We start from the raw sequence: 24,861 nt of genomic DNA on the forward strand, positions 1-24,861 counted from the left end.
TGGAGCGGTGGGTCAGTGGTGTGGGTCAGGGACACACCGCTCCACAGCGGAGGCCGGGCGTTCAGGCGAAGACGGCGACGCTCTTGGCGCGCCCCTTCTGCTCCTCGACCAGGGCCAGGCAGCGCCCGGCCGGGTCGAAGACGCCCACGGGGCCGCGGCCCGCGTACTCCTCGGGCATGTCGATGCGCACGCCGTTGAGGACGAGCTGCGCACGCCGTTCGTCGAGGTCCCAGCGCGGGAAGGCCGCGGCGGCCGCCTCGGCGACGGGCATCACGGTCAGCTCCTCCTGGAGCTGTTCGAGGGTCCTCGCCGCGTCCAGCCCGTACGGGCCCACCCGGGTGCGCCGCAGCGCGGTGAGGTGGCCGCCGACCCCGAGGGAGGCGCCGAGGTCGCGGGCGAGGGCCCGGATGTACGTCCCCGAGGAGCAGACGACCGAGACGACCAGGTCGAGGACGGGGGTGCCGTCGGCGGCCTTGTCCTCGCGGACGTCGTAGACGGTGAAGGACGAGACGGTGACCGGGCGGGCCGGGATCTCGAACTCCTCGCCCTCGCGGACGCGGGTGTACGACCGCTTTCCGTCGATCTTGATGGCGCTGACCTTGGACGGCACCTGCATGATGTCGCCCGTCAGCTCGGCGACCCCGGCGTCCACGGCCGACCGGTCGATGCCGGAGGCGTCCGCCGAGGCGGTGATCTCGCCCTCGGCGTCGTCGGTGACGGTGGTCTGGCCGAGGCGGATGGTGCCCAGGTACTCCTTCTCCGTCAGCGCGAGGTGGCCGAGGAGTTTGGTCGCGCGTTCCACGCCCAGGACGAGGACCCCGGTCGCCATGGGGTCCAGGGTGCCGGCGTGTCCCACGCGGCGGGTCCGGGCGATGCCGCGCATCTTGGCGACGACGTCATGAGAGGTGAAGCCGGACGGCTTGTCGACGACGACCAGGCCGTCCGGCACCGAGCTGGACTGCTTCATTCTGCGGTGTCGTCCTCGTCCCGCTCGTCGGCCTCGTCCTCGCCGGGCTTGCGGTACGGGTCCGCCTCCCCGGCGAACTTCGCGCCCGCCGACGCCTGGCGGACCTCGGCGTCCTTGTTCCGCGCCTTGTCGAGCAGGTCGTCGATGGTGCGGGCGTTGTCGGGCAGGGCGTCGGGGACGAAGGCGAGGGTGGGCGTGAACCGCACCCCGGTCTGCCGCCCCACCTCGGAGCGGAGGACGCCCTTGGCGCTCTCCAGGGCGGCCGCGGAGGCGGCGCGCTCCTCGTCGTCACCGTAGACCGTGTAGAAGACCGTGGCCTCCCGCAGGTCGCCGGTGACGCGGGCGTCCGTGATCGTGACGAAGCCCAGCCGTGGGTCCTTGATGCGTCGGTCCAGGGTCTCCGCCACGACGACCTGGATGCGATCGGCCAGTTTGCGGGCCCGCGCGTTGTCGGCCACCGGTCCGTTCCCTTCTTGATGTGCGACGGGGCACCGTGCGGTGTCCCGGTTGTTCAGTCATCCTCGCCGTGGAACCGCCGCCGTACGGACAGCAGCTCCACCTCGGGCCGGGCGGCCACCAGCCGCTCGCACCGGTCCAGCACGTCCGAGAGGTGCCCGGGGTCCCCCGACACCATGGCGACCCCGATCTCGCACCTGCGGTACAGATCCTGGTCGCCGACCTCCGCCGCGCTCACCGAGAACTTCCGCTGGAGTTCGGCGACGATCGGGCGGACGGCTGAGCGTTTCTCCTTCAGCGACCGTACGTCGCCCAGGAGCAGATCGAAGGAGAGCGTCCCCACATACATGTGTGTCCGGATGTCCCGCCGGTACGGGTTCGTGGTGCCCCGGCCGCCGGACGTGGTCCGGCGGGCGGCACGGTCAGGGCCCCGCCGCGGCGGGCGGAGCCAGCTGAACCGTACACGCAACGGCCGGGGCCGATCGACGGGATTTCCCCCGCCGACCGGCCCCGATCACGCAGCCTCGCGTCAGGCGCGCGGCTTCTCGCGCATCTCGTACGTCGCGATGACGTCGTCGATCTTGATGTCGTTGAAGTTTCCGAGGTTGATACCGCCCTCGTAGCCTTCGCGGATCTCGGTGACGTCGTCCTTGAAGCGGCGCAGACCCTCGATGTTGAGGTTCTCCGCCACGACCTTGCCGTCGCGGACCAGGCGCGCCTTGGTGTTGCGCCGGACCTCGCCGGAACGGACGAGGACACCCGCGATGTTGCCCAGCTTGGACGAGCGGAAGACCTCGCGGATCTCCGCCGTACCGAGCTCGACCTCTTCGTACTCGGGCTTGAGCATGCCCTTGAGGGCCGCCTCGATCTCCTCGATGGCCTGGTAGATCACCGAGTAGTACCGGACGTCGACGCCCTCGCGCTCCGCCATCTGCGCGGCACGGCCGGCCGCGCGGACGTTGAAGCCGATGACGATGGCGTCGGAGCCCATCGCCAGGTCGATGTCCGACTCGGTGACCGCACCCACACCGCGGTGCAGCACCCGGATGTCGACCTCTTCGCCCACGTCGAGCTGGAGCAGCGAGGACTCCAGGGCTTCGACGGAACCGGAGGCGTCACCCTTGATGATGAGGTTGAGCTGCTTGATCTCGCTGTTCTTGAGGACCTCGTCGAGGTTCTCGAAGGAGATCCGGCGGGTGCGCTTGGCGAACGCCGCGTTCCGCTCGCGGGCGGCACGCTTCTCGGCGATCTGACGGGCCGTACGGTCCTCGTCGACCACCAGGAAGTTGTCGCCGGCGCCCGGGACGTTGGTGAGACCCAGCACGAGGACCGGGGTCGAAGGAGTGGCCTCCTCGACGTTCTCGCCCTTGTCGTCGAGCATCGCGCGGACACGGCCGTACGCGTCACCGGCGACCATCGTGTCGCCGACGCGGAGGGTACCGCGCTGGACGAGCACGGTGGCGACGGCACCGCGGCCCTTGTCGAGGTGGGCCTCGATGGCGATGCCCTGCGCGTCCTGCTCCGGGTTGGCCCGCAGGTCGAGCGAGGCGTCGGCGGTGAGGACGACGGCCTCGAGCAGGGACTCGATGTTCTCGCCCTGCTTGGCGGAGATGTCGACGAACATCGTGTCGCCGCCGTACTCCTCGGCCACCAGACCGAACTCGGTGAGCTGGCCGCGCACCTTGGTCGGGTCGGCGCCCTCGACGTCGATCTTGTTGACCGCGACGACGATCGGGACCTCGGCCGCCTTGGCGTGGTTGAGCGCCTCGATGGTCTGCGGCATGACACCGTCGTTGGCCGCCACCACGAGGATCGCGATGTCGGTCGACTTGGCACCACGGGCACGCATGGCGGTGAACGCCTCGTGACCGGGGGTGTCGATGAAGGTGATGCGGCGGTCCTCGCCGTTCACCTCGGTCGCCACCTGGTAGGCACCGATGTGCTGGGTGATGCCGCCGGCCTCGCCGGCCACCACGTTGGTCTTGCGGATGGCGTCGAGCAGGCGGGTCTTGCCGTGGTCGACGTGACCCATGACGGTGACCACCGGAGGACGGGCCACGAGAGCCTCGTCGCCGCCCTCGTCCTCGCCGAACTCGATGTCGAAGGACTCGAGCAGCTCGCGGTCCTCCTCCTCGGGGCTGACGATCTGAACGGTGTAGTTCATCTCGTCGCCGAGGAGCTGCAGCGTCTCGTCGGAGACCGACTGCGTGGCCGTGACCATCTCGCCGAGGTTCATCATCACCGCGACGAGCGACGCCGGGTTGGCGTTGATCTTCTCGGCGAAGTCGGTGAGGGAGGCACCACGCGACAGGCGAACGGTCTCGCCGCCGCCGCGCGGCAGCATCACGCCGCCGACCGACGGGGCCTGCATGGCCTCGTACTCCTGGCGCCTCTGCCGCTTCGACTTGCGGCCCCGACGCGCGGGACCGCCGGGACGGCCGAAGGCGCCCTGCGTGCCACCACGGCCACCGGGACCGCCGGGACGGCCACCGAAGCCGGGACGGCCGCCGAAGCCACCGCCACCACCGGGACGGCCGGCGAAGCCGCCGCCGCCACCGGGACGACCGCCGCCGCCACCGCCGCCGGGACGGCCGGCGAAGCCGCCGCCACCCGGACGTCCGGCACCGGCACCGCCCGGACGGCCACCGCCGCCGGGACCACGGCCACCGGGACCCGGACGCGGGCCCGCGGCGGGACGCTGCGGCATCATGCCCGGGTTCGGACGGTTGCCGCCCGCACCACCGGGACGCGGGGCCTGCGGCCGGGGCATGTTGCCCGGGCTCGGACGGCCCGCGCCGCCCTGGCCGCCCTGCGGACGCGGAGCGCCGGCCGGACCGCCCTGCGGACGGGGAGCACCGGGACCGCCCTGGCCGCCGCCGGGACGCGGGGCGCCACCGGGACGAGGAGCCTGCGGACGGCCCATGCCGGTGGAACCACCGGAGGTGAAGGGGTTGTTGCCGGGACGCGGTCCGGCGGGACGACCGCCGGGACGCGGGGCCTGGCCGCCGGGACGCGGAGCGCCCTGGCGCTCGCCGCCACGGCCGCCCTGCTCGCCGCGCTGGCCCTGGCCGCCGGGAGCGGGGCGGTTGCCCGGCTTCGGGGCCGGACGCGCGCCGGGCTTCGGGGCGTTCGCCGCGGGAGCGGCGGGGGGTGCCGTGAACTCCGGCGCCGCGGGCGCGGGCTTCGCGGGCGCCGCCGGGCCGGGCTTGGGACCCGGCGCCGGGCGCGGGCCCGGAGCGGGCGCGGGCTTCTCGGCGGCGGGCTTGGGGGCCGGCTTCGGGGCGGCCGGACGGGCCGCCTGAGCCGGGGAGGGGGCCGACGCGGGGGCCGGCTTGGGCGCGGCCTTGCGCGGCGCGCCGGGCTTCGGGGCGGACTTGCCGCCGCCGTTGCCCTGCTGGAATGCATCGGTCAGTTTGCGTACAACAGGCGCCTCGATGGTCGAGGACGCCGATCGGACGAATTCACCGAGTTCTTGGAGCTTGGCCATGACGGCCTTGCTCTCGACGCCGAACTCCTTGGCGAGTTCGTATACCCGGACCTTAGCCACTTCGCTCCTTTTAGGTCCGGGGTGCGCCGGACCGTCGCTACTTCATGGGCGTACTCATCGCGTACTCATCGAGTGCTCATCGCAATCTCGACCTACTTCCAACTCGCGAGGTACCTGGGCCGCGCGGGAGGTCCACGCGGCGCTCTTACGGTGTTGCCCGGCCGGCAACGGTCTCGACGGCCCGGCTCACGTCCGTCGTGTCGAGCGGTCCCTGGACGCGGAAGGCCCTCGGGAACGCGCGGCGGCGGACCGCCTGGTCGATGCAGACCGGCACGGGGTGGATGTACGCACCCCGGCCCGGCAGCGTACCGCGCCGATCGGGGACGCAGGCGTCCCCGTCCACGACGATGCGCAGCAGTTCGTTCTTGGCCGCCCGCTCCCGGCATCCCACGCACGTGCGTTCAGGGCATGAGCGAGCAAGCGTCCGGCCAGACACGTTCAAGTCTACCTCCCCGCGCCGGCCCCACCCCTCCGGGGCAGGGCGCGGGCGGCACTCTTCCTGATCTCCTGCGTGCCCCGGGGCGCCCCCGTGCGCCCCCTGTGCGCTCCGGGGGCAGGCAGCGTGAGCGACATCACACCCACACGGCGCCGCGCGCGGGGTCCGGGCCGGCTCAGCGGCGGTCCCGGCTCCACTCCTGACGGCGGTCGCGGTCCTCGCCGCGTTCCTCCGTACGGTCCTCGCCGCCCTCGCCGGGCTGCTCGGTGTCGGGGCGGATGTCGATGCGCCAGCCGGTGAGGCGGGCGGCGAGGCGGGCATTCTGGCCCTCCTTGCCGATGGCGAGCGACAGCTGGTAGTCGGGAACGGTGACGCGGGCGGAGCGCGCCGCGAAGTCCACGACCTCGACCTTGCTCACCCGGGCGGGCGAGAGGGCGTTGGCCACCATGTCGGCGGGGTCGTCCGACCAGTCGACGATGTCGATCTTCTCGCCGTTGAGCTCGGCCATGACGTTGCGGACCCGGCCGCCCATCGGGCCGATGCAGGCACCCTTGGCGTTCAGCCCGGAACGGGTGGAGCGCACGGCGATCTTGGTGCGGTGCCCGGCCTCACGGGCGATGGCGGCGATCTCCACCGAACCGTCCGCGATCTCGGGGACCTCCAGCGCGAAGAGCTTCTTCACCAGACCCGGGTGGGTGCGCGAGAGCGTGACCGAGGGGCCGCGTACGCCCTTGGCCACCCGCACCACGTAGCTGCGCAGCCGGGCGCCGTGCGGGTACTCCTCGCCGGGGACCTGCTCCTGCACCGGCAGGATGGCCTCCAGCTTGCCGATGTCCACCAGCACGTTCTTCGGGTCGCGGCCCTGCTGGACGACACCGGTGACGATGTCGCCCTCGCGGCCCGCGTACTCGCCGAGCGTGGCGTCGTCCTGCGCGTCACGCAGCCGCTGGAGGATCACCTGCTTGGCGGTGGTGGCGGCGATCCGGCCGAAGTCCGACGGGGTGTCGTCGAACTCCCGGGGCTCGGCGCCCTCCTCCAGGTCGTCGCGGTCCTCCATGGCCCAGACCGTCACGTGCCCGGTCTCCCGGTCCAGGCGCACGCGCGCCTGGCGGCGGCTGCCCTCGGTCCGGTGGTAGGCGATGAGGAGCGCCGACTCGATCGCCTCGACCAGCAGGTCGAAGGAGATCTCCTTCTCCCGCACCAAGCCCCGCAGGGCACTCATGTCGATGTCCACGGCTACGCCTCCTCTTCGTTCTGTGTCCGGTCGGCGGACGCGTTCTTGCGGTTGAACTCGATCTCGACGCGCGCCCGCGCGATGTCCTTCAGCGGCAGGCGGCGCTGCTTGGGCTTGCGGCCCTTGACCCCGGGGACCTCCAGGTCCAGCCCGTCCTCGTCGACCGCCTCGATCCGGGCCACCAGCTCCTCGGCGCCCGCGTCGGGCGTCAGGTGGAACTTGACCAGCCGGCCGGTGGCGCGCACGTAGTGGCGGTACTCGGACAGAGGGCGGTCCGCGCCGGGGGAGGTGACCTCCAGGACGTACTCGCCCTCGCCCATCAGGTCGGTCTCGTCGAGACGCGCGGAGATCGAGCGGCTGAGGTCGGCGCAGGTGTCGAGCTGGACGCCGTCGTCGGAGTCCACCACGACGCGCAGCACGCGCCGCTTGCCCGCGGGGGTGACCGTCACCTCTTCCAGGTCGAGTTCCTGGGAGCTGACGAGCGGCTCGATCAGCTCGCGCAGCCTGTCGCTCAACGTGGTACTCATCCGGGTGACTCCTCGGCCGCGTGTGCTGTTGTGGGTTGGGCGCGTGTCCGGTCAAAGGGTATCCGGTCCGCGGGGGTGTCGCGGCCGGGTACGGGGCCCGGCGGGCGCGCCGCCGGACGGACGGCTCCGCCCGAGCGGGGCCGCCGGGGCGCGGGTACCTTGATCATGGCGGGGCGGCCGGGCGCTCCCGCGGTGGCTTCCGCGCGCCGCGCCGCCGGCCCGCTGTGTGCCGCTGTCCCCCGTTCCCCCGTCGGTCCGCTGCTCCCCGAGGACGTCCGCCGTGCCGCTCACCCCACCCCTCCCCCGGTCCGTCCGGGGACCGCGCCGCAGGACCGTGCTGACCGGCGCGGTCACCGGCGCCGTCTCCGCCGCGCTGCTCACCGGCTGCTCCGACGGCTCCGCCCCGGGCGGCACGGCGGCGGAGCGCGCGCGTTCGGCCGCGGCGCCGCGGCTGCTGGCGGCGGCGCGGACCGGCAGCGAGCGGCTGCTCGCCCAGTACGACGCGGTGATCGCCGCCCACCCTCCGCTCGCGGGGCGCCTGAAGCCGCTGCGCGAGCAGGTCGCGATGCACCTGTCGGCGTTCACCTCGGGCCCCGCCGAGGAGCTGCCGCCGAACGCCGCGCCGCCCGCCCCGGCCCCGCAGGTCCCGCCGCACGCCGCGGCGGACCCGGAGGCCGCGCTGCGCGGCCTCGCCGACGCGGAACGCGACCTGGCGGCACGGCGCGGCAAGGACCTGCTGGAGGCGCCGGGCGAACTGGCCCGGCTGCTTGCCTCGGCGGCGGCGGCCGGGGCGGCTCACGCCTTTCTGCTGACGGAGGGGAAGAAATGACGACGCGTACGCCCGGGAGCGCCGCGCGCGCGGTGCGGGAGGACGGGGCGGGGGACGCCGCCGAGAGCGCCGAACTGCGCGCGGTGCAGGCGGCGCTGCGCGCCGAGCACGCCGCGGTCTACGGCTACGGCGTGGTGGGCGGCCGGATCGGCGAGGAACGCCGCGCGGAGGCCCGTACGGCGCACGACGCGCACCGGGCCCGCCGCGACCTGTGGCAGCGCCTGGCGCGCGACCTGGGCGGCGCCCCACAGGCCGCCGCGGCCGGGTACGCGCTGCCGTTCCCGGTCGCCGACAGCGCGGCGGCGGTGCGGCTGGCGGCGGAGCTGGAGGAGCGCGCGGCGGCCGTCTACGGCGATCTGGTGCGGGCCACCGAGGGCGAGCGGCGCGCGGCCGCGGCCGAGGCGCTGCGGGAGGCGGCGGTCCGCGCCGTGCGCTGGCGGGGCGGCAGCGTAGCCTTCCCTGGGCTCACGGAGCGCGCGGACCAGCCGAGCGCCCCCGTGGCACCGCAGACCTGATTGCTGGAAGGAGCCGTACCCGCGATGGCGTTCGAACCTCCGGAGCGCCTTGTCCGGGCTCTGGCCGAGACCTCCGACGACGGCGACGCCGCGTGGCGCGAGCGGCTGCCGGGCCTCGTCGAGGAGGCGCTGGGCGCCTGCGGGGCCGCGCCGGAACGGGTGCACGCCCCGGGCGGGCGCAGCAGCGTGGTGGTGCTGGTCCGGCTCGCGGACGACGTGCCGGCGGTGCTGAAACTGGCCCCGCCGTCGGCCGCCCCCCAGGCGGAGGCGCTGGCCCTGGAGCGGTGGGAGGGGTGGGGCGCCTGCCGCCTGCTGGACCGGCCGGCGCCCGGGGCGCTGCTGCTGGAACGGCTGCGCCCGGACGTGTCGCTGCGGTCGCTGGCGCAGGCCAAGGCGCTCCTGGAGGCCGCCGACACCCTCCGCAAGCTCTGGGTGGAGCCACCCGCCGAGAACGGTCTCCCCACGGTGGCGGAACGCACCGCCGCGCAGGCCGCCACGCTGGAAGCGGCGCCCGGGATGTACCGCCCGCTCGTCGACGCCGCCCTCGCCGCCCGCACGGCCCTGCTCGCCGGCCCGCCCGAGGAACTGCTGCTGCACGGAGCGTACGGACAGGGCAAGGTCCTGGCCGGCGACCGCGCCCCGTGGCTGGCCGTCGGCCCGTCCCCCGTCACCGGCGAACGCGCCTACGACCTGGCCCGCCTCGGCCTGGACCGCGTCGAGGACCTGGTCGGCGCCGACACCGGCGGCTCGACCTCCCGCCGCCGACTCTCCCGCCTCGCCGACTCCCTGGACGTAGACCGCGAACGCCTGCACGCCTGGACCGTCTTCCGCGCCGTGTATGGCGGCGTGGCCGCGCTGCGGCGGGGGCAGAGGGCGATGGGTGAGGTGCTGTTGGAGTACGCGGGGTGGTTGTAGGCCGGGGGCGGCGTCGGTGGGGCTGCGGGGCGGGGCACGGTGCGGTAAGGGGCATCGCCGCTCCGTGGGCTCGTACAGCGGGACGGGGGCGGGGGCGAGGCTCCGCTCCGTGCTGGGTGCGGCCGGGGCGGGGCGGCTGCGTGGCCGACTGGTAAGGGGCACCTCCGCCCCGTAGACCCGTACAAAGCCGCCCCGTAGAGGGGAGCGGAGCCTGGGGCGGGCGGGCAGGTACCTGAGCCCCTGACGGCGACGCAACGCCGCGCGACGTCCTCCGCGCCTGGGACGGCGGGTGCGGTGGCGGCCGGCGATGCGCGTGAACCGCGCCGCTCTACGGGGCGGTAAGGGGCTCAGCCGCCCCGAAGCCCTGTACAAGCCTCGCCCCGGACGGAGCCCTGCCGCCCCGTGCTGAGCGCGACGGGGCACGGCCGGGTAAGGGTCTCCCCCGCCCCGTCGCACCCTACCGACGGCGTCGTCTGGTGCGGTTCGACACCCCGTACGGCGCGCACCGCGGCCCCCGTCGTCCGGCGGCGGTGTGCCGGGCGGCGGGGGCCGTAATGGGTGCGGGGAAGGTCAGGCGGTGAGGCGGGCGACGGCCTCGGCGACGGGGAGTTCCTCGCGCTCGCCGGTGCGGCGGTCCTTCAGTTCCACGATGCCGTCGGCGCTGCGTCGGCCGGCGACGAGGATCTTCGGGACGCCGATGAGTTCGGCGTCGGTGAACTTCACGCCCGGCGAGACCCCGGCGCGGTCGTCGACGAGGACGCGGACTCCGGCGGCGTTCAGCTTCTCGGAGACCTCGAGCGCCAGCTCCGTCTGGAGCGCCTTGCCCGCGGCGACCACGTGCACGTCGGCGGGAGCGACCTCGGCGGGCCAGCACAGCCCCTGGCCGTCCGCGGTCTGCTCGGCGAGGGCGGCCACGGCGCGCGAGACGCCGATGCCGTAGGAGCCCATGGTCACGCGGACCGGCTTGCCCTGCTGGCCGAGGACGTCGAGCTGGAAGGTGTCGGCGTACTTGCGGCCCAGCTGGAAGATGTGGCCGATCTCGATGGCGCGGTCCAGCTTGAGGCCGCTGCCGCAGTTGGGGCAGGGGTCGCCGTCCTCGACGACGACCACGTCGAGGTAGTCGTCGACCTCGAAGTCGCGGCCGGCGACGACGTTGCGGGCGTGCTTGCCGTCCTCGTTGGCTCCGGTGACCCAGGCGGTGCCGGGGGCGACGCGCGGGTCGGCGATGTAGCGGACCTTGTCCAGGCCCTGCGGGCCGACGTAGCCACGGACCAGGTCGGGGCGGCCCTCGAAGTCCTCGGCGGTGACGAGCTCGACCTCGGCGGGCGCCAGGTGCTCGCCGAGCTTGCCCAGGTCGACGTCGCGGTGGCCCGGTACGCCGACGGCGACGATCTCGCCGTCGACCTTGACCAGCAGGTTCTTCAGCGTCGCGGAGGCGGGCACGCCGAGGTGGGCTGCGAGCGTCTCGATGGTCGGGGTGTCGGGGGTGTCCAGCACCTCGACGGGGCCGTGCTCGGCGCCCTCGACCGGGGCGAGCGCGAAGGTGACGGCCTCGGTGTTGGCGGCGTAGGAGCAGTTCGGGCAGTCCGCGAAGGTGTCCTCACCGGCCGGCGCGGGGGCGAGGAACTCCTCGGAGGCCGAGCCGCCCATGGCACCGGAGACGGCCGAGACGATGCGGTAGTCGAGGCCGAGGCGCGCGAAGATCTTCTGGTACGCGGCGCGGTGGAGCTGGTACGACTCCTCCAGGCCCTCGTCCGTGGTGTCGAACGAGTACGAGTCCTTCATCTGGAACTCGCGGCCGCGCAGGACGCCGGAGCGGGGGCGGGCCTCGTCGCGGTACTTGGTCTGGATCTGGTAGAGCATCACCGGCAGGTCCTTGTAGGACGTGCACTGGTCCTTGACGACCTGGGTGAAGATCTCCTCGTGGGTGGGGCCGAGGAGATAGTCGGCGCCCTTGCGGTCCTTGAGGCGGAACAGCAGGTCGCCGTACTCCTCCCAGCGGCCGGACGCCTCGTAGGGCTCCTTGGGCAGCAGGGCCGGCAGCAGGACCTCCTGGGCGCCGATGGCGTCCATCTCCTCGCGGACGATGTGCGAGATGTTGTCGAGGACCTTCTTGCCGAGCGGCAGCCACGACCAGATGCCCGCGGCGGTGCGGCGCACGTAGCCGGCGCGGACCAGCAGCTTGTGGCTGATCGTCTCGGCGTCGGCCGGGTCGTCGCGCAGTGTCTTGACCATCAACCGGGACATGCGCTGGACCTGGGCCATGATGAACTCCTGGAGGGAAAGGGTGACTCGTCCAGGAGGTTAGCCCCGGGCGTGGGGCTGGCGGAAATCGGTTCTCCGCCTCGGTCAGCTCCGGGGCAGGGGCAGCGGGGCGCCCATGACCGCGTACGGGCGCGGTGCGCTGGGGAAAAGGACCTGTCGGGCGAGGTCGGTGTAACCCAGTGAGCGGTACAGGCGGCGGGCCGGGCTGTCGGTGTCGATGGCGGAGAGGATCGACCGGTCGAGGCCGCAGGTGTCGGTGAGCGCCGTGATGAGGCCCCGTCCGGCGCCCCGGCCCTGGTACGCGGGGTGGACGTGCAGCTCGGTGATGACGAACGAGCCGTCGAGCCAGGCGTCGTTGCCCTGAGCCCGCAGGTAGGACTCGACGACGGTGGACCACCAGTGGCCCCGGTTGTTGGGCATGCCGTAGACGAAGCCGGCCAGTCGCCCCGTGGGCGTGGTGGCGCCCAGCGCGCGGGCGCCGGGGCAGTCGAGATGGCGCAGGACGATGTGGCGGCGGACCGCGACCTCCTCCGCGCCGAGACCGAAGGCGACGGCCTGCACCTCCAGTGCCTCGTCCACCCGGGCCGCGAGGTCGAGGGGGCCGATCGTGAGGTGTTCCGGATTCCGGGTCCGGTCCCCGGGGAGGCGTGCCATGGCGGCGACCCTACCCGGCGCGGTCGCGGTGCGGGCCCGCGCGGCCCCCTCAGGCGTCCTGTGCGCGGGGCAGCCTGGGCACGCTGGTGAGGAGCTTGCGGGTGTAAGGGTCACGGGGCGCACCCAGGACTTGCGCGGTGTCGCCCTGCTCCACGACGCGGCCGCGGTCGAGGACGGCGGTGCGCTCGCAGAGGGTGGCGACGACGGACAGGTCGTGGGAGACCATCACGATGGTCAGGCCCTGCTCCTCCTTGAGCCGCGCCAGAAGATCGACGACCTTGACGCGGGTGGTGACGTCGAGGGCGCTGACCGGTTCGTCGGCCAGCAGGACGCGCGGGGAGCAGACCGTGGCGCGGGCGATCGCGATGCGCTGCCGCTGGCCGCCGGAGAACTCGTGCGGGTAGCGCGAGGCGGTGTCGGCGGGCAGCCCGACCGCTTCCAGCGCGGCGGCGACCTTGGGCGCGGCAGTCGCGGCGGAGTCGAAACCGAGCGAACGGAGCGGCTCGGCGACCGAGGTCCCTACGCGCCTGCGCGGGTCGAGCGAGGAGTACGGGTCCTGGAACACGCACTGCACGCTGCGCCGGAACCTCCGCATCTGCGCCCGGTCACGCAGTGCGAGCGGCGCCCCGTCGAAGCGCACGGTGCCCTCGGTCGGCTTCTCCAGACCGAGCAGCAGCCGCAACAGGGTGGTCTTGCCCGCCCCTGACTCCCCGACGAGGGCAAGGCTCCGCCCCGCCTCCACGGCGACGTCGATGCCTTCGACGACGGGGCGCGCGGCGTTCCGGTACGTGTACGAGACGGCGTCCAGGGCGAGGACGGGGGCGGTCATCGGGGGCTCCGGTGGGGGTGGCTGGGGGCGGGGGTACGGGGCGCGCGACGGGGCCGCACGGGCGTCTGCCTCGCGGGGACGGCGGGACGGGGCATACGGAGCGTACGGGGCAGCGGGGCGCCCCGTCGATGTGTGCGTTTCCGCAGGTCGCGCGCGACGTGGGGCCGGTGCGGGGCGGCGTACGGAGCGCGGGGCGCCGCCGCCCCGCACGGGGCGGCGGGATGCGCCTCCGGTGTCCACATTTCCGCAGGTCGCGCGCGACGTACGGGGCGCGCCCCGTCGCCCCGCACCGCCCCACGGAACAGGCCCCGCGCGCCCACCCCGCCACGTCCCGCCGTCATCCCCCGCCCCCCACGTCCAGCGCCGACTCCAGCTTCCGCGCGCTCTCCACGAGGGCCGCCGTGTACGAGTCGCGCGGCCGGTGCACCAGGTCCTCGACGGTGCCTGTCTCGACGGCGCGGCCGTGGCGCAGGACGAGGACGCTGTCGGTGATCCGGGAGACGACGGCGAGGTCGTGGCTGACGAAGAGCAGGGACATGGAGCGTTCGCGGACCAGGCTGTCGAGGAGGTCGAGCATGTCTGCCTGGACGGTGACGTCGAGCGCGGTGGTCGGCTCGTCGGCGATGAGCAGGTCGGGTTCGCAGGCGAGGGCCATGGCGAGGGCGACGCGCTGGCGCTGGCCGCCGGAGATCTCGTGCGGGAAGGCCCTGGCGATGCGGCGCGGGTCGGGCAGCCGTACCTGGTCCAGGGCGTCGGCGACGGCCTTGCGGAGCGCGTCGCCCTTGAGCCCGGTGCGGCGGCGCAGCGGTTCGGCGATCTGGCGCCCCACCCTCATCAGCGGGTCCAGGGCGGTCAGCGGCTCCTGGAAGACCACGGAGGCGCGCCTCCCCCGCAGCTCGGTCAGCGCCTTCTCCCGCGCCCCCACGACCTCGGTCCCCGCCAGCCGTACCGAACCGGTCGCCGTCATTCCGGGCGGCAGCAGCCCGAGCACGGCCAGGGAGGTGAGGGACTTGCCGGACCCCGACTCACCGATCAGGCCGAGCCGCTGCCCCGCGCCGACGGTGAAGGTGAGGTCGTCGACGAGGGCGTGGTTCTCGTCGGTCCGTACGGTCAGGCCGCGCACGTCGAGCAGGGTCATGCGGACCTCCGGCGGGCTGGGTCGAGGGTGTCGCGGAGGCCGTCGGCGATGAGGTTGACGCCGACGACCAGGACGACGAGGAGCACGCCGGGGGCGATGGCCCCGGCCGGGGCGGTGGTGAAGGTCGCCTGGGCCTGCTGGAGCATGCCGCCCCACGAGGCGTTGGGCGGGGGCGCGCCGAGGCCGAGGTAGGACAGGCCGGCCTCGGCGAGGACGGCGAGGCCGAACTGGAGGGCGAGGTTCACGACAAGGGTCGGCCAGATGTTGGGCAGGATGTGCGCGGCGACGATGCGCGGGCGGCTCGTACCGGAGGTGCGGGCGGCGGTGATGTAGTCCTGGGCGAGGACGCGCTTGACGAGGATGCGGGTGAGGCGGGCGACGACGGCGCTCTGGGCGAGGCCGATCGCGAGGATCGCGGAGCCCAGCGTCGCGTCCCGCGCGGCGACGATGAGCATCGCCAGCAGCAGCGTCGGGAAGGCGATGAGGATGTCCAGGAGCGCCGAGACCGTGTCGTCCAGCCACCCCTGCGCGTAGGCGGCGAGCACGCCGAGGGTGATGCCGAGTACGGCGGCGATGGCGACGGAGCCGAGTCCGGCCTCCCAGGCGATCCGGGAGCCGTTCATCACCTGGGTGAAGAGGTCGCGGCCGAGCTTGTCGGTGCCGAGCAGGTGGCCGTCGCCGGGCGGGGCGAGGCGGCCGCCGGAGGTGTCGTCGGGCTCGTAGGGCAGCCAGACGACGGATATGAGCGCCAGCAGCGCGACGAGGCCGGTGAGGACGCAGCCGGTGACCAGGGTCGCGGAGCGGCGGGGGCGGCTGCGGGGCTTGCCGGGCAGCTCGGTGACCGGGGGTACGGGGGTCGTCATCGGGCCCCTCCCGAGAGCCGGCCGCGCAGCCGCGGGTCGATGAGGCGCTGCACCAGGTCGGCGGCGAAACCGATGAGCAGCACGGCGAGGGTGGAGACGAACAGGACGCCCTGGATGACCGGGTAGTCGTGCTGGGCGATCCCGGTCGCCAGCAGCGAGCCGAGGCCGGGCAGCGCGAAGACCGACTCGACGACGACGGCGCCGAGGAGGGTGGAGGCCAGCTCCATGCCGAGGACCGAGATGACGGGGACGGAGGCGTTGCGCAGGCCGTGGCGCCACATGGCGCGGCCGAAGGAGGAGCCGAGCGCCCGGGCGGTGCGCAGGTAGTCGCTGCCCAGCACGTCGAGGGTGGCGGAGCGGACGTAGCGGATGAGCGAGGCGGACATGACGAGGGCGACGGTGATCACGGGGAGCACCAGGGCCTCGAAGGCGGCGCCGGGGTCCGCCCAGCCGTCCTGCGGGAAGCCTCCGGCGGGGAGCCAGCCGAGGTTGAGGGCGAAGACGGCGATGAGGATCATGCCGAGCCAGAAGACGGGCACGGCGATGCCGAGCTGGGAGACGGCGCTCAGCGCCGCCCCGTACCAGGTGCGGGAGCGGTACGCCGCGAGGAACCCGGCGGGCACCGCGACGAGTACGGCGAGCAGGAAGGCGGCGCCGGTCAGCGGCAGCGTCACGTCGAGCCGGGCGGTGACCTCGGGGGCCACCGGCAGGGAGCTGACGAAGGAGGTGCCGAGGTCGCCGGTGGCCAGCTGGGAGAGCCAGTGGACGAACTGCTCGGGGACGGGTCTGTCGGTGCCGATGGCCTGCCGCGCCGCCTCGATCTGCTCGGGGGTGGCGCCGACCGAGGTGAGCGCGTTGGCGGGGTCGCCGGGCAGCGTCCGCAGGAGCAGGAAGAGCACCACGCTGGCGAGGGCCAGCGAGACGAGCAGGAAGCCGAGGCGGCGCAGCAGGTAGGAGAGCATCGGGGCAGGTCAGCTCTTCTTGATGGCGCGGACGAAGAACTGGGAGTTGAGGCCGTTGACCGGGTAGCCGCTGAGGTTCTTGTGGGCGACGACGATCTGCGGGTACAGGTAGAGCCAGTCGCTCGCCGCCTCCTCGGCGGTCTTCCGGGCGACCTTCTTCAGCAGTTCGGTCTGCTGCTCGGTGGTGTCGGCCTGCTCGGCCTCCTTGACCCACCGGGTGACCTGCGGGTTGTCGTAGCCCCAGTAGAAGTCGGGGTTGCCGTACCAGACGAGGTCGCGGTCGTTGACGTGCTCCTGGAGCGTCGCCTCGAAGTCGTGGTTCTTGTAGACCTTCGTGTACCACTCGTCGGGCGTGATCGTGTTGATCTTGACGGTGACGCCGACCTTGGCCAGTTCGGACTTGATGAAGGTCGCGGCGGTCGGGTGCGGGTCGTAGTTGGGCGTGTCGAGCGTGAAGCTGAAGCCCTTCTCGTACCCGGCCTCGGCCAGCAGCTTCTTCGCCTTGGCGGTGTCGTGCGCGTCGACGCCGGTGAGGTCCTCGTACCAGGGGTCGGTCGGCGGGACCATGGAGCCGATCGGCTTTCCGTAGCCGCCCCAGACCGATTCGAGCAGCTTCTCGTCGTCGATGGCGGCGGAGACGGCCTGGCGGACCTTGGTGTCCTTGAAGGGCTTGACGCGGTCGTTGAAGGCGAGCAGCAGCTTGGTGGTGGAGTCGCCGTCGTTCACGTCGTAGTTGCCGTTGTTCTCGAACTGGTCGAGGGCGTCCGGGCTCTGCTGGCTCGTCACCACGTCCACGGCGTTGGTGAGCAGCGCGTTGTTGAGCGCGTTGGCGTCCTTGTAGTACCGGAAGACGGCCTGCTTGTTCTGCGCGGCGTCGCCCCAGTAGCCGTCGAACCGGTCGAGGCTGAGCGCCGAACCGCGGGTCCACTTGCCGAGGGTGTACGGGCCGGTGCCGTCCTCGCTGGTCTTCAGTTTCTCGGGGTCGGCGTCGGCGTTGACGACCCAGACGTAGCTGAGGTTGTAGAGGAAGGAGATCGACTTCTCGGAGAGGGTGACCTTGACCGTGCGCGCGTCGGGCGCCTCGATCTTCTCCATGACCTCCAGGTTCGCCTTGCGGGCGGACTGGGAGTCGTCGGCTATCACGCGCTCCAGGCTGTACTTGACGTCCTCGCTGGTCAGCGCCTTGCCGGAGTGGAACTTCACGCCGTCGCGCAGGGTGAAGGTGTACGTCAGGCCGTCATCGCTGACCTGGTGGTCCTCGGCGAGGAGCTTCTCGACGTCGCCCTTGTCGGTGAGCTGGAAGAGGCCCTCGTAGACGTTCCCGGCGAGCGCCTCGGTGACGCCCTGGCCGCCGCCTGCGGTGTTGCTGAGGTTCTGCGGCTCGTAGAGAGAGCCGATGTTGACGGTGGCGTCCTTGTCGTGCTTGCCGCCGCCGGAACCGTCGGCGGAGGAGCCCGAGCCGCCGCCGCAGGCGGTCAGCGCGAGGGAGAGGACGGCGGCGGAGGCGACGCCGACAACGGCAGGCTTCTTCAGTTTCATCGCTGCGTGCTTTCGTGCTGCGGCGCGGGAGCGCGCCGTACGGGGCGGAGAACGGGGGCGTGCGGGGCGCTCAGTGCGCCGGGGCGCCGTCGCGGAAGACGGGGCGCTTCTCGCCGGCCTCGACGGGCAGGTGGAAGCGGTTCTGCCGCGGCGGCATCGGACAGTTGTACTGGTCCGAGAAGCCGCACGGCGGCACGAAGGCCCGGTTGAAGTCGAGCACCACGCGCCGGCTCTCCCCGTCGTGCGGCACGAAGAGGAAGCGGCCCGCGCCGTAGGTCCCGTTCCCGTTGGTCGGATCGCCGAAGACGAGGAGCAGGGTGCCGTCGTCGTCGAAGGCGCTCAGCGTGTACGCGGTGCCGCCGACGGTGAGGGTGATGTCGCCCGGCACGACCAGCTCGCGCGATCCGCCGTTGTCCCGGATGTGCTCGAACGGCACCTTCCGGGCGCCCTCGACGGGGGTGTACTCCGCCTCCAGCACCCAGGCCGGGTCGTACGGGTACGTCTCGACGCCGTCGAAGGCGCGCAGCGCGGGCGAGGCGGCGTCCCAGCGGCGGATCGCGTACTCCGGGGCGCCGGTGACCAGGTCGGTGCGGCGCACGGTGGTCAGGGTGACGCCGTCCGGGAGGCCGCGGGAGGCCGCCTCCAGATCGGGGCGCTCACCGTCGGGCAGCCAGGCGGTCTCCACCAGGGCGAGGTTGCCCTGTGGGGCGCGGAGCGCGCGCAGGCGGTCGGCACGCCACTGCTCCCACTCCTGCTCCGCAGCGCTGCGGGCCGGCTCGGCTGCGGACACGGAACGCTCGGACATGCGGCACTCATTCAGCTCGTCGCCTGGCTGGATTCACTTGGCGTGAAACCACCCCCAAAGGTCTTTCTTTATCGACTATAAGGGTGGCTAATGTCAAATGGGGTCAAGGGGTGAGACGAGGGGTGTCGCGGGCGGGGGTTTGGGCGCGGGGGCGGGTGTCGGGGACGGGGCAGGTACGGGGCGCGCGTGCGGGGCGGTCACGGGGCGGGCGACCTGGTGTTTCCTGTGCGCGGGCATGGTGCGTGCGTGGCGCTCCGTGCCGGCCGTTCCGTACGGGGCGTCAGGTGCTGCCCGACGGGGCGGGCTGGGCGCGCCCCGTCGGGCAGGCGGAACGCTGCGCGGCGCCGCCCCGTCTCCGCATCCCCGGCGCGGGAAGCCCTCCCGCAACGGCACCCCACGGAGCGCCTACGGGGCGCACGACCAGGCGTTTTCCCCTCCGTACCGTGCCCCGTACGGGGCGCGGCGCACAGGCCGTTCGGGGCGCGCCCCGAATCTGGCGGAACGATTCAGAAGAGAACGCTCATGAACTCGCCGACCTCTTCGAAACCGACGCGCAGGTACGAGGCGCGGGCCGGCTTGTTGAAGTCGTTGACGTAGAGACTGGCGACGGGGGCGACGTCGGCCAGGGCGTAGCGCAGCACGGCGGCCATGCCGGAGACGGAGAGACCGCGTCCCCGGTACTCCGGGGCGACCCAGACGCCCTGGATCTGGCAGACCTGCGGCGTGGCCGCGCCGATCTCGGCCTTGAAGACGACCTTGCCGTTCTCGATGCGGGCGAAGGCCCGGCCCGACCCGACCAGCTCGGCGACGCGTGCCTGGTAGAGCAGCCCGCCGTCCCCCGCGAGCGGCGAAACGCCGACCTCCTCGGTGAACATGGCGACGCACGCCGGCATGATCGTCTCCATCTCGTTCTTGCGGACGCGACGGACGTACGGGTCGGGTTCGATGCCCTCGGGCATGCGGTCGGCCACCATGAGTGGCTGGTGGGCGCGGACCTCGCGGGCGGGGCCCCAGCTGGGTTCCAGCAGGCGCCACAGCTGGGCGGTGGGGCCGGCGGGGCCGACGATGGAGGAGCAGCGCCGCCCGGAGCGGCGGGCCCGGTCGGCGAAGCCCCGTACGGCGGCGGGGGTGGCCGAGATGGGGACGAGGTTGGCTCCGGCGTAGCAGAGCGAGCGGAGCATGCCGTCCTCGTACCAGCCCCACATCTCACCGCCCAGGCGCCACGGGTCGAGGCCGGCGATCTGCACGCGGGCACTGACGAAGGCATTGGCGACGGGCTCGCGGTCGAGTATCGCGAGCGCGGCGTCCAGGTCACTCGGTTCGAGGACCCTGGTGGTGGTCTGCGTCAGCACGGGAAGGGACCTCATCATGCGGGGGTACTGATTCTTCGCACTGTACCCGGCGGTGCCCGCGCGCGCCGCGCGCCCCGGTCCGGGACCGCACGGGCGGCGCCGCACGGGGCACGCGGGGACGGGGCGACGCCGCCACGGGGCGGTACGGAGCGCGCGGCGTGGGACGGCATAACCGCAGGTCGCCCGCCCCGTACGGGGCGGGCGACGGAGCGCCGCGCGGGGCGCTGGGCGGAACCGTGCGGCGGCCCGCCGGGGGCTTCTCAGGCAGGCGTGCCGAGGAGCACGCCCCGGGCCAGGTGGCTCGGGATCAGCTGACGGACACCGACGGCTCACCCGAGGCGATGCCGTCCTTCTCCATCTGCTCGGCGATCTTCATCGCCTCGTCGATCAGGGTCTCCACGATCTTCGACTCCGGCACGGTCTTGATGACCTCGCCCTTGACGAAGATCTGGCCCTTGCCGTTGCCGGAGGCGACGCCGAGGTCGGCCTCGCGCGCCTCACCGGGACCGTTGACGACGCAGCCCATGACGGCGACGCGCAGCGGCACCTCCATGCCCTCGAGGCCGGCGGTGACCTCCTCGGCGAGCTTGTAGACGTCGACCTGGGCGCGTCCGCAGGACGGGCAGGAGACGATCTCCAGGCGGCGGGGCTTGAGGTTGAGCGACTCCAGAATCTGGAGGCCGACCTTGACCTCCTCGGCCGGGGGCGCCGAGAGCGAGACCCGGATGGTGTCGCCGATGCCCTCGCTGAGCAGCGCGCCGAAGGCGACCGCCGACTTGATGGTGCCCTGGAACGCCGGACCGGCCTCGGTGACGCCGAGGTGGAGCGGGTAGTCGCTGGCGGCGGCGAGCTGCCGGTAGGCGTTGACCATGACGACGGGGTCGTTGTGCTTGACCGAGATCTTGATGTCGTGGAAGCCGTGCTCCTCGAAGAGCGACGCCTCCCACAGGGCCGACTCGACCAGCGCCTCGGGCGTGGCCTTGCCGTACTTCTGGAGCAGGCGCTTGTCGAGGGAGCCCGCGTTGACGCCGATCCGGATGGGCGTACGGGTCTCGTTGGCCGCCTTGGCGATCTCGCGGACCTTGTCGTCGAACTGCTTGATGTTGCCCGGGTTGACCCGGACCGCGGCACAGCCGGCGTCGATCGCAGCGAAGACGTACTTCGGCTGGAAGTGGATGTCGGCGATCACCGGGATCTGCGACTTCTTCGCGATGACGGCGAGCGCGTCGGCGTCGTCCTGGGTCGGGCAGGCGACGCGGACGATCTGGCATCCGGAGGCGGTCAGCTCGGCGATCTGCTGGAGCGTCGCCCCGATGTCGGAGGTACGGGTGGTCGTCATGGACTGGACCGAAACCGGCGCGTCCCCACCGACCGCCACCGACCCGACCTGGATCTGCCGACTCTTCCTGCGCTCGGCGAGCAGGGTCGGAACGGACGGCATTCCCAGTGAAATCGCAGTCATCTGCAGTGCAACCCCAAGATGTGGATCGTGGTCCCGAGATCGGCGGGCTCCGACGACCGAGATTACGGCACGGGCCCGGCCCCCGGCACATCCGTCCCCGCGCGTGGCCCCGGCGCGGCGCGGCGTCCGGGGCTCCCGTTGCCCCTGTCACCGCAGGGTACGGAGGGGGTGACCAGGCCCGGCCGGGCCACCCGGTCGGCCGTTCGACAGTTCGGCCACAGATTCGGGAAGTCGCGGTGAACGACCCGTCCGGAGCAGGGCACGGGGCGGCCGCGGCGGGCTCCCGCCAACGACGGACCCCCGGCCGTAGCCCGTACGCGAGGCGCAGGTCCGGCCGGGGGAACGAGGGGCCGCCGGTCAGGAGATGCGGACCGGATTCACCAGGTCGGCCACGAGGACGAGCAGGGTGAAGCAGATGAACAGGCCCGCGACCACGTAGGCGACGGGCATCAGTTTCGCCACGTCGAAGGGGCCCGGGTCCGGACGGCGCAGCAGGCGGGCGCCTCTGCGGCGTACCGATTCCCAGAGGGCTCCGGCGATGTGACCGCCGTCCAGCGGGAGCAGGGGCAGCATGTTGAACAGGAAGAGCGACAGGTTGAAACCGGCCAGCAGGAACAGCATCATCGCGATCTGGTTCTGCGCCGGTACGTCGAGGTTCATCACCTCGCCGCCGATACGGGCGGCGCCGACGACACCGACCGGGGAGTCGTCCGCGCGCTCCCCGCCGTCGAACGCGGCGTCCCAGAGGGCCGGGACCTTGGAGGGCAGGGCGATGATCGACTCGACGCCGTTCTCCAGCATGTCGCCCATCCGGCCGACGGAGTCGACGAAGCCCAGTGGCTGGATCTCGGTCTGCGCGGCGAAGCCCAGGTAGCCGGCGCGCACCCACTGGTCCTTCACCACCTCACCGTCCGCGTCCTTCTTGGCGACGCGGTTCTCGATCAGGTTGGCCTCGAGCTGCGTCCGCGCGCCGTCGCGCTCGACGGTGAGGGTGGCGGGGCCGATGGTCTGGCGGATGCGCTCGGAGAGCGTCGCCCAGTCGTCCACGGGGGCGCCGTTGAAGGCGACGATCTTGTCGCCCTCCTGGAGCCCGGCTGCCTTGGCGGGCGAGACCGGGTCGCCCGAGCGGCAGGTGTCACGCTTCTCGCTCTGGGCGATGACACACTGCTGGACGCCGCCGACCGTGGTGGTCTGGGTGGCGAAGCCGAAGCTCATCGACACACCGAGGAAGATGGCCACGGCCAGGATCAGGTTCATGAACGGCCCGGCGAACATCACGATCACGCGCTTCCACGGCTTGCGCGTGTAGAAGAGCCGGCTCTCGTCGCCGGGCTGGAGCTCCTCGAACGCGGCCGACCGCGCGTCCTCGATCATGCCGCGGAACGGCGAGGTCGAACGGGCCTCGATCCGCCCGTCGGCACCGGGCGGGAACATGCCGATCATCCGAATGTACCCGCCCAGCGGGATGGCCTTGATGCCGTACTCGGTCTCCCCCTTGCGGCGGGAGAAGATCGTCGGCCCGAACCCGACCATGTACTGCGGCACCCGGATACCGAAGAGCTTCGCCGTCGACAGGTGCCCCAGCTCGTGCCACGCGATGGAGAACAGCAGGCCGAACGCGAAGACGAGAATGCCGAGGACCGTCAACAAGATCGTCATGCGCGAACCTCCGCTGCGAGTTCCCGGGCCCGGGCGCGTGCCCAGGTCTCCGCTTCCAGGACGTCCGGGACCGTGAGGGAGGTTCCCGTTCCGGGAACGCCGTGCTCGGTCACCACCTGGGTGACGGTATCCATGATGGCGTTGAACGGCAGCCGGTCCGCGAGGAACGCCTCGACGCACTCCTCGTTGGCGGCGTTGAAGACGGCGGGAGCGGTCCCGCCGAGCCCCCCGACGTGACGGGCGAGGCCGACCGACGGGAACGCCTCGGTGTCGAGCGGGAAGAACTCCCAGGACGACGCCTTGGTCCAGTCGAAGGCCGGCGCGGCCTCCGGCACCCGCTCCGGCCAGCCGAGACCGATGGCGATCGGACCCCGCATGTCGGGCGGCGTGGCCTGCGCGAGCGTCGAACCGTCGCTGAACTCCACCATCGAGTGAACGTACGACTGCGGGTGGACGACGACCTCGATCTGCTCGAACGGGATGTCGTACAGCAGGTGGGCCTCGATGACCTCCAGCCCCTTGTTGACGAGGGTCGCGGAGTTGACCGAGATGACCGGGCCCATCGCCCAGGTCGGGTGCGCCAGGGCGTCCTCGCGGGTGACCCGCTCCAGCTCTGCGCGGGTACGGCCGCGGAAGGGGCCGCCCGAGGCGGTGACGACGAGGCGGCGCACGTCCGCGCGGACGCCTGCGGCGAGCGCCTGGAAGAGGGCGGCGTGCTCCGAGTCGACGGGGATGATCTGGCCCGGCTTGGCCACCGCCTTCACCAGGGGCCCGCCGACGATCAGCGACTCCTTGTTGGCGAGGGCTAGGGTGCGGCCCGCCTCCAGCGCGGCGAGCGTCGGGGCGAGGCCGATGGAGCCCGTGATGCCGTTGAGCACGGTGTGGCAGGGCGACTGGGCCAGCTGGGTGGCCGCGTCGGGGCCCGCGAGAACCTCGGGCAGCGGCTCCGACGCGCCGTACCGGGCACGCAGCGCCTCGCGCAGTCGCGGGGCCGCCTCCTGGCGGGCCACGGCCACCGTGGCGGGCCGCAGCTGGTACGCCTGGTCGGCGAGCAGGTCCACCCGGCCGCCCGCCGCGGAGAGCGCGGTCACGCGGAAGCGCTCCGGATGACGGAGCACCAGGTCGATCGCCTGCGTACCGATGGAACCGGTGGAGCCGAGGATCACGATGTCGCGCCGCCCGGCCGCGTCGTCGAAGACGAGGTGCGGATCGGCGAGCGGGGAGGGGCGCGCTGCGGTGGCAGGACTGTCGGTCATCCCCCCATTCTTGCGCCCCGCACGCGATGGGTGTGCAGGGCGGTCCCGGTGCGGCGTGGGGGTGGGGGAGGTGGGGGTGGGGTGGGGCTTGGTGCGGGGCGGGCGACCTGGGGTTTCTTGGGGGCGGGGAGGTGGGTGGCGGGGCGGGTTCGGTGGGGGTGAGGGGTGGGTGGGGATCTGGGCGGGGCAGTCCGGGGCGGGGCGGCCGGCATGGGGAGGTGGAGACGGGGCGAGGAGTGAGGGTGCGGGCGGAGGGTGTGTGGCTGGGCGTCCGCGTGTGGTCGAGGGTGCGGCGCGTGTGCGGCGCGTGTGCGGCGCGTGTGCGGGGCGGGCCTCGGGAGCCGCGCCGTGCGCGCCCCGTACGTCGCGCGCGACCTGCGGTTTCTCCGTACGGGGCGACGGGGCGACGGGGCGACGGGGCGACGGGGCGACGGGGCGACGGGGCGACGGGGCGACGGGGCGACGGGGCGACGGGGCGACGGGGCGACGGGGCGACGGGGCGACGGGGCGACGGCACATTCTGCGGGGCTGTCGCGGGGCGGGTCCGCGACGAGGCCCGGAAGAGGTGAGTCCGGGTCAGGGAACGGCCCTGGGTGCCTGCCAGAGCCGTGGCAGCGGGAGGCCGGCCTACGCAGAACGTGTGCCCGCGAC

Annotated in this window: 22 protein-coding genes; 3 read left to right on the forward strand and 19 right to left on the reverse strand. The window is 72.9% G+C overall.

Features of this window, described 5'->3' with window-relative positions:
* Nucleotides 1-61: 61 nt before the first annotated feature.
* The 7 genes from truB to rimP form a co-directional block, all read right to left on the reverse strand.
* Complete coding sequence (truB, locus tag OIM89_RS06075) at nucleotides 62-967, reverse strand: tRNA pseudouridine(55) synthase TruB (RefSeq protein ID WP_226964493.1); 906 nt, start codon at nucleotides 965-967, stop codon at nucleotides 62-64.
* Complete coding sequence (rbfA, locus tag OIM89_RS06080) at nucleotides 964-1,425, reverse strand: 30S ribosome-binding factor RbfA (protein WP_003951191.1); 462 nt, start codon at nucleotides 1,423-1,425, stop codon at nucleotides 964-966. Before rbfA ends, truB begins: the two co-directional genes overlap by 4 nt.
* Nucleotides 1,426-1,478: 53 nt before the next feature.
* The gene (locus tag OIM89_RS06085; protein ID WP_023416713.1) at nucleotides 1,479-1,772 is read right to left on the reverse strand and encodes a DUF503 domain-containing protein; all 294 of its coding nucleotides are present in this window, start codon (nucleotides 1,770-1,772) and stop codon (nucleotides 1,479-1,481) included.
* A 180-nt stretch (nucleotides 1,773-1,952) separates the two neighbouring features.
* On the reverse strand, nucleotides 1,953-4,970 hold the full coding sequence (gene infB, locus OIM89_RS06090) for a translation initiation factor IF-2 (RefSeq protein ID WP_026235313.1): 3,018 nt from the start codon (nucleotides 4,968-4,970) through the stop codon (nucleotides 1,953-1,955).
* A gap of 145 nt (nucleotides 4,971-5,115) precedes the next feature.
* On the reverse strand, nucleotides 5,116-5,406 hold the full coding sequence (locus OIM89_RS06095) for a YlxR family protein (RefSeq protein ID WP_026048256.1): 291 nt from the start codon (nucleotides 5,404-5,406) through the stop codon (nucleotides 5,116-5,118).
* 175 nt (nucleotides 5,407-5,581) lie between these two features.
* Nucleotides 5,582-6,640, reverse strand: a complete 1,059-nt coding sequence (nusA, locus tag OIM89_RS06100; protein WP_047470675.1) for a transcription termination factor NusA — start codon at nucleotides 6,638-6,640, stop codon at nucleotides 5,582-5,584.
* Between the two features lie 2 nt (nucleotides 6,641-6,642).
* On the reverse strand, nucleotides 6,643-7,167 hold the full coding sequence (rimP, locus tag OIM89_RS06105) for a ribosome maturation factor RimP (protein WP_030699908.1): 525 nt from the start codon (nucleotides 7,165-7,167) through the stop codon (nucleotides 6,643-6,645).
* 280 nt (nucleotides 7,168-7,447) lie between these two features.
* On the opposite strand from rimP, the gene OIM89_RS06110 reads away from it, so the two are divergent.
* From OIM89_RS06110 to OIM89_RS06120, 3 genes are read left to right on the forward strand one after another with little or no spacing between them, the layout of a single operon-like run.
* Nucleotides 7,448-7,996 (forward strand): hypothetical protein, encoded by a 549-nt coding sequence (locus OIM89_RS06110; protein ID WP_226964491.1) that lies wholly within the window; start codon nucleotides 7,448-7,450, stop codon nucleotides 7,994-7,996.
* Entirely contained in the window at nucleotides 7,993-8,511 is a 519-nt protein-coding gene (locus OIM89_RS06115) for a ferritin-like domain-containing protein (RefSeq protein WP_051727330.1), read from the forward strand. Before OIM89_RS06110 ends, OIM89_RS06115 begins: the two co-directional genes overlap by 4 nt.
* Before the next feature lie 24 nt (nucleotides 8,512-8,535).
* Nucleotides 8,536-9,426, forward strand: a complete 891-nt coding sequence (locus tag OIM89_RS06120) for an aminoglycoside phosphotransferase family protein (RefSeq protein WP_226964490.1) — start codon at nucleotides 8,536-8,538, stop codon at nucleotides 9,424-9,426.
* A gap of 570 nt (nucleotides 9,427-9,996) precedes the next feature.
* Here the strand turns inward: OIM89_RS06120 and OIM89_RS06125 are convergent.
* From OIM89_RS06125 to dxr, 12 genes are all read right to left on the reverse strand, one after another.
* Entirely contained in the window at nucleotides 9,997-11,691 is a 1,695-nt protein-coding gene (locus OIM89_RS06125) for a proline--tRNA ligase (RefSeq protein WP_175457469.1), read from the reverse strand.
* Nucleotides 11,692-11,775: 84 nt separating this feature from the next.
* Nucleotides 11,776-12,345, reverse strand: coding sequence for a GNAT family N-acetyltransferase (locus OIM89_RS06130; RefSeq protein WP_030699913.1), 570 nt, complete (start codon nucleotides 12,343-12,345; stop codon nucleotides 11,776-11,778).
* A gap of 49 nt (nucleotides 12,346-12,394) precedes the next feature.
* Nucleotides 12,395-13,174, reverse strand: a complete 780-nt coding sequence (locus tag OIM89_RS06135) for an ABC transporter ATP-binding protein (RefSeq protein WP_226964489.1) — start codon at nucleotides 13,172-13,174, stop codon at nucleotides 12,395-12,397.
* A 337-nt stretch (nucleotides 13,175-13,511) separates the two neighbouring features.
* A complete protein-coding gene (locus tag OIM89_RS06140; RefSeq protein ID WP_030699994.1) occupies nucleotides 13,512-14,312 on the reverse strand; it encodes an ATP-binding cassette domain-containing protein in 801 nt (266 codons plus the stop codon).
* Nucleotides 14,309-15,175 carry an ABC transporter permease gene (locus OIM89_RS06145; protein WP_030699993.1) on the reverse strand — a complete coding sequence of 289 codons (867 nt, stop codon included), beginning with the start codon at nucleotides 15,173-15,175 and terminating at the stop codon, nucleotides 14,309-14,311. The genes OIM89_RS06140 and OIM89_RS06145 overlap by 4 nt, the downstream gene beginning before the upstream one ends.
* On the reverse strand, nucleotides 15,172-16,137 hold the full coding sequence (locus OIM89_RS06150; RefSeq protein ID WP_030699992.1) for an ABC transporter permease: 966 nt from the start codon (nucleotides 16,135-16,137) through the stop codon (nucleotides 15,172-15,174). The genes OIM89_RS06145 and OIM89_RS06150 overlap by 4 nt, the downstream gene beginning before the upstream one ends.
* 9 nt (nucleotides 16,138-16,146) lie before the next feature.
* Nucleotides 16,147-17,676 carry an ABC transporter substrate-binding protein gene (locus OIM89_RS06155; RefSeq protein WP_226964487.1) on the reverse strand — a complete coding sequence of 510 codons (1,530 nt, stop codon included), beginning with the start codon at nucleotides 17,674-17,676 and terminating at the stop codon, nucleotides 16,147-16,149.
* A gap of 70 nt (nucleotides 17,677-17,746) precedes the next feature.
* The gene (locus OIM89_RS06160; RefSeq protein WP_175457472.1) at nucleotides 17,747-18,481 is read right to left on the reverse strand and encodes a DUF1684 domain-containing protein; all 735 of its coding nucleotides are present in this window, start codon (nucleotides 18,479-18,481) and stop codon (nucleotides 17,747-17,749) included.
* Between the two features lie 506 nt (nucleotides 18,482-18,987).
* Nucleotides 18,988-19,833: a GNAT family N-acetyltransferase gene (locus tag OIM89_RS06165; protein ID WP_030699989.1), complete on the reverse strand. Its 846-nt coding sequence runs from the start codon at nucleotides 19,831-19,833 to the stop codon at nucleotides 18,988-18,990.
* A 307-nt stretch (nucleotides 19,834-20,140) separates the two neighbouring features.
* A complete protein-coding gene (gene ispG / locus OIM89_RS06170) occupies nucleotides 20,141-21,295 on the reverse strand; it encodes a flavodoxin-dependent (E)-4-hydroxy-3-methylbut-2-enyl-diphosphate synthase (protein ID WP_003951175.1) in 1,155 nt (384 codons plus the stop codon).
* Between the two features lie 357 nt (nucleotides 21,296-21,652).
* A complete protein-coding gene (locus OIM89_RS06175) occupies nucleotides 21,653-22,954 on the reverse strand; it encodes a M50 family metallopeptidase (protein ID WP_030699988.1) in 1,302 nt (433 codons plus the stop codon).
* Entirely contained in the window at nucleotides 22,951-24,210 is a 1,260-nt protein-coding gene (gene dxr, locus OIM89_RS06180) for a 1-deoxy-D-xylulose-5-phosphate reductoisomerase (protein WP_226964486.1), read from the reverse strand. Before dxr ends, OIM89_RS06175 begins: the two co-directional genes overlap by 4 nt.
* Between the last annotated feature and the right edge of the window lie 651 nt (nucleotides 24,211-24,861).

Source organism: Streptomyces sp. BI87 (assembly GCF_025957665.1).
GTDB classification, from domain to species: Bacteria; Actinomycetota; Actinomycetes; order Streptomycetales; family Streptomycetaceae; genus Streptomyces; species Streptomyces albidoflavus.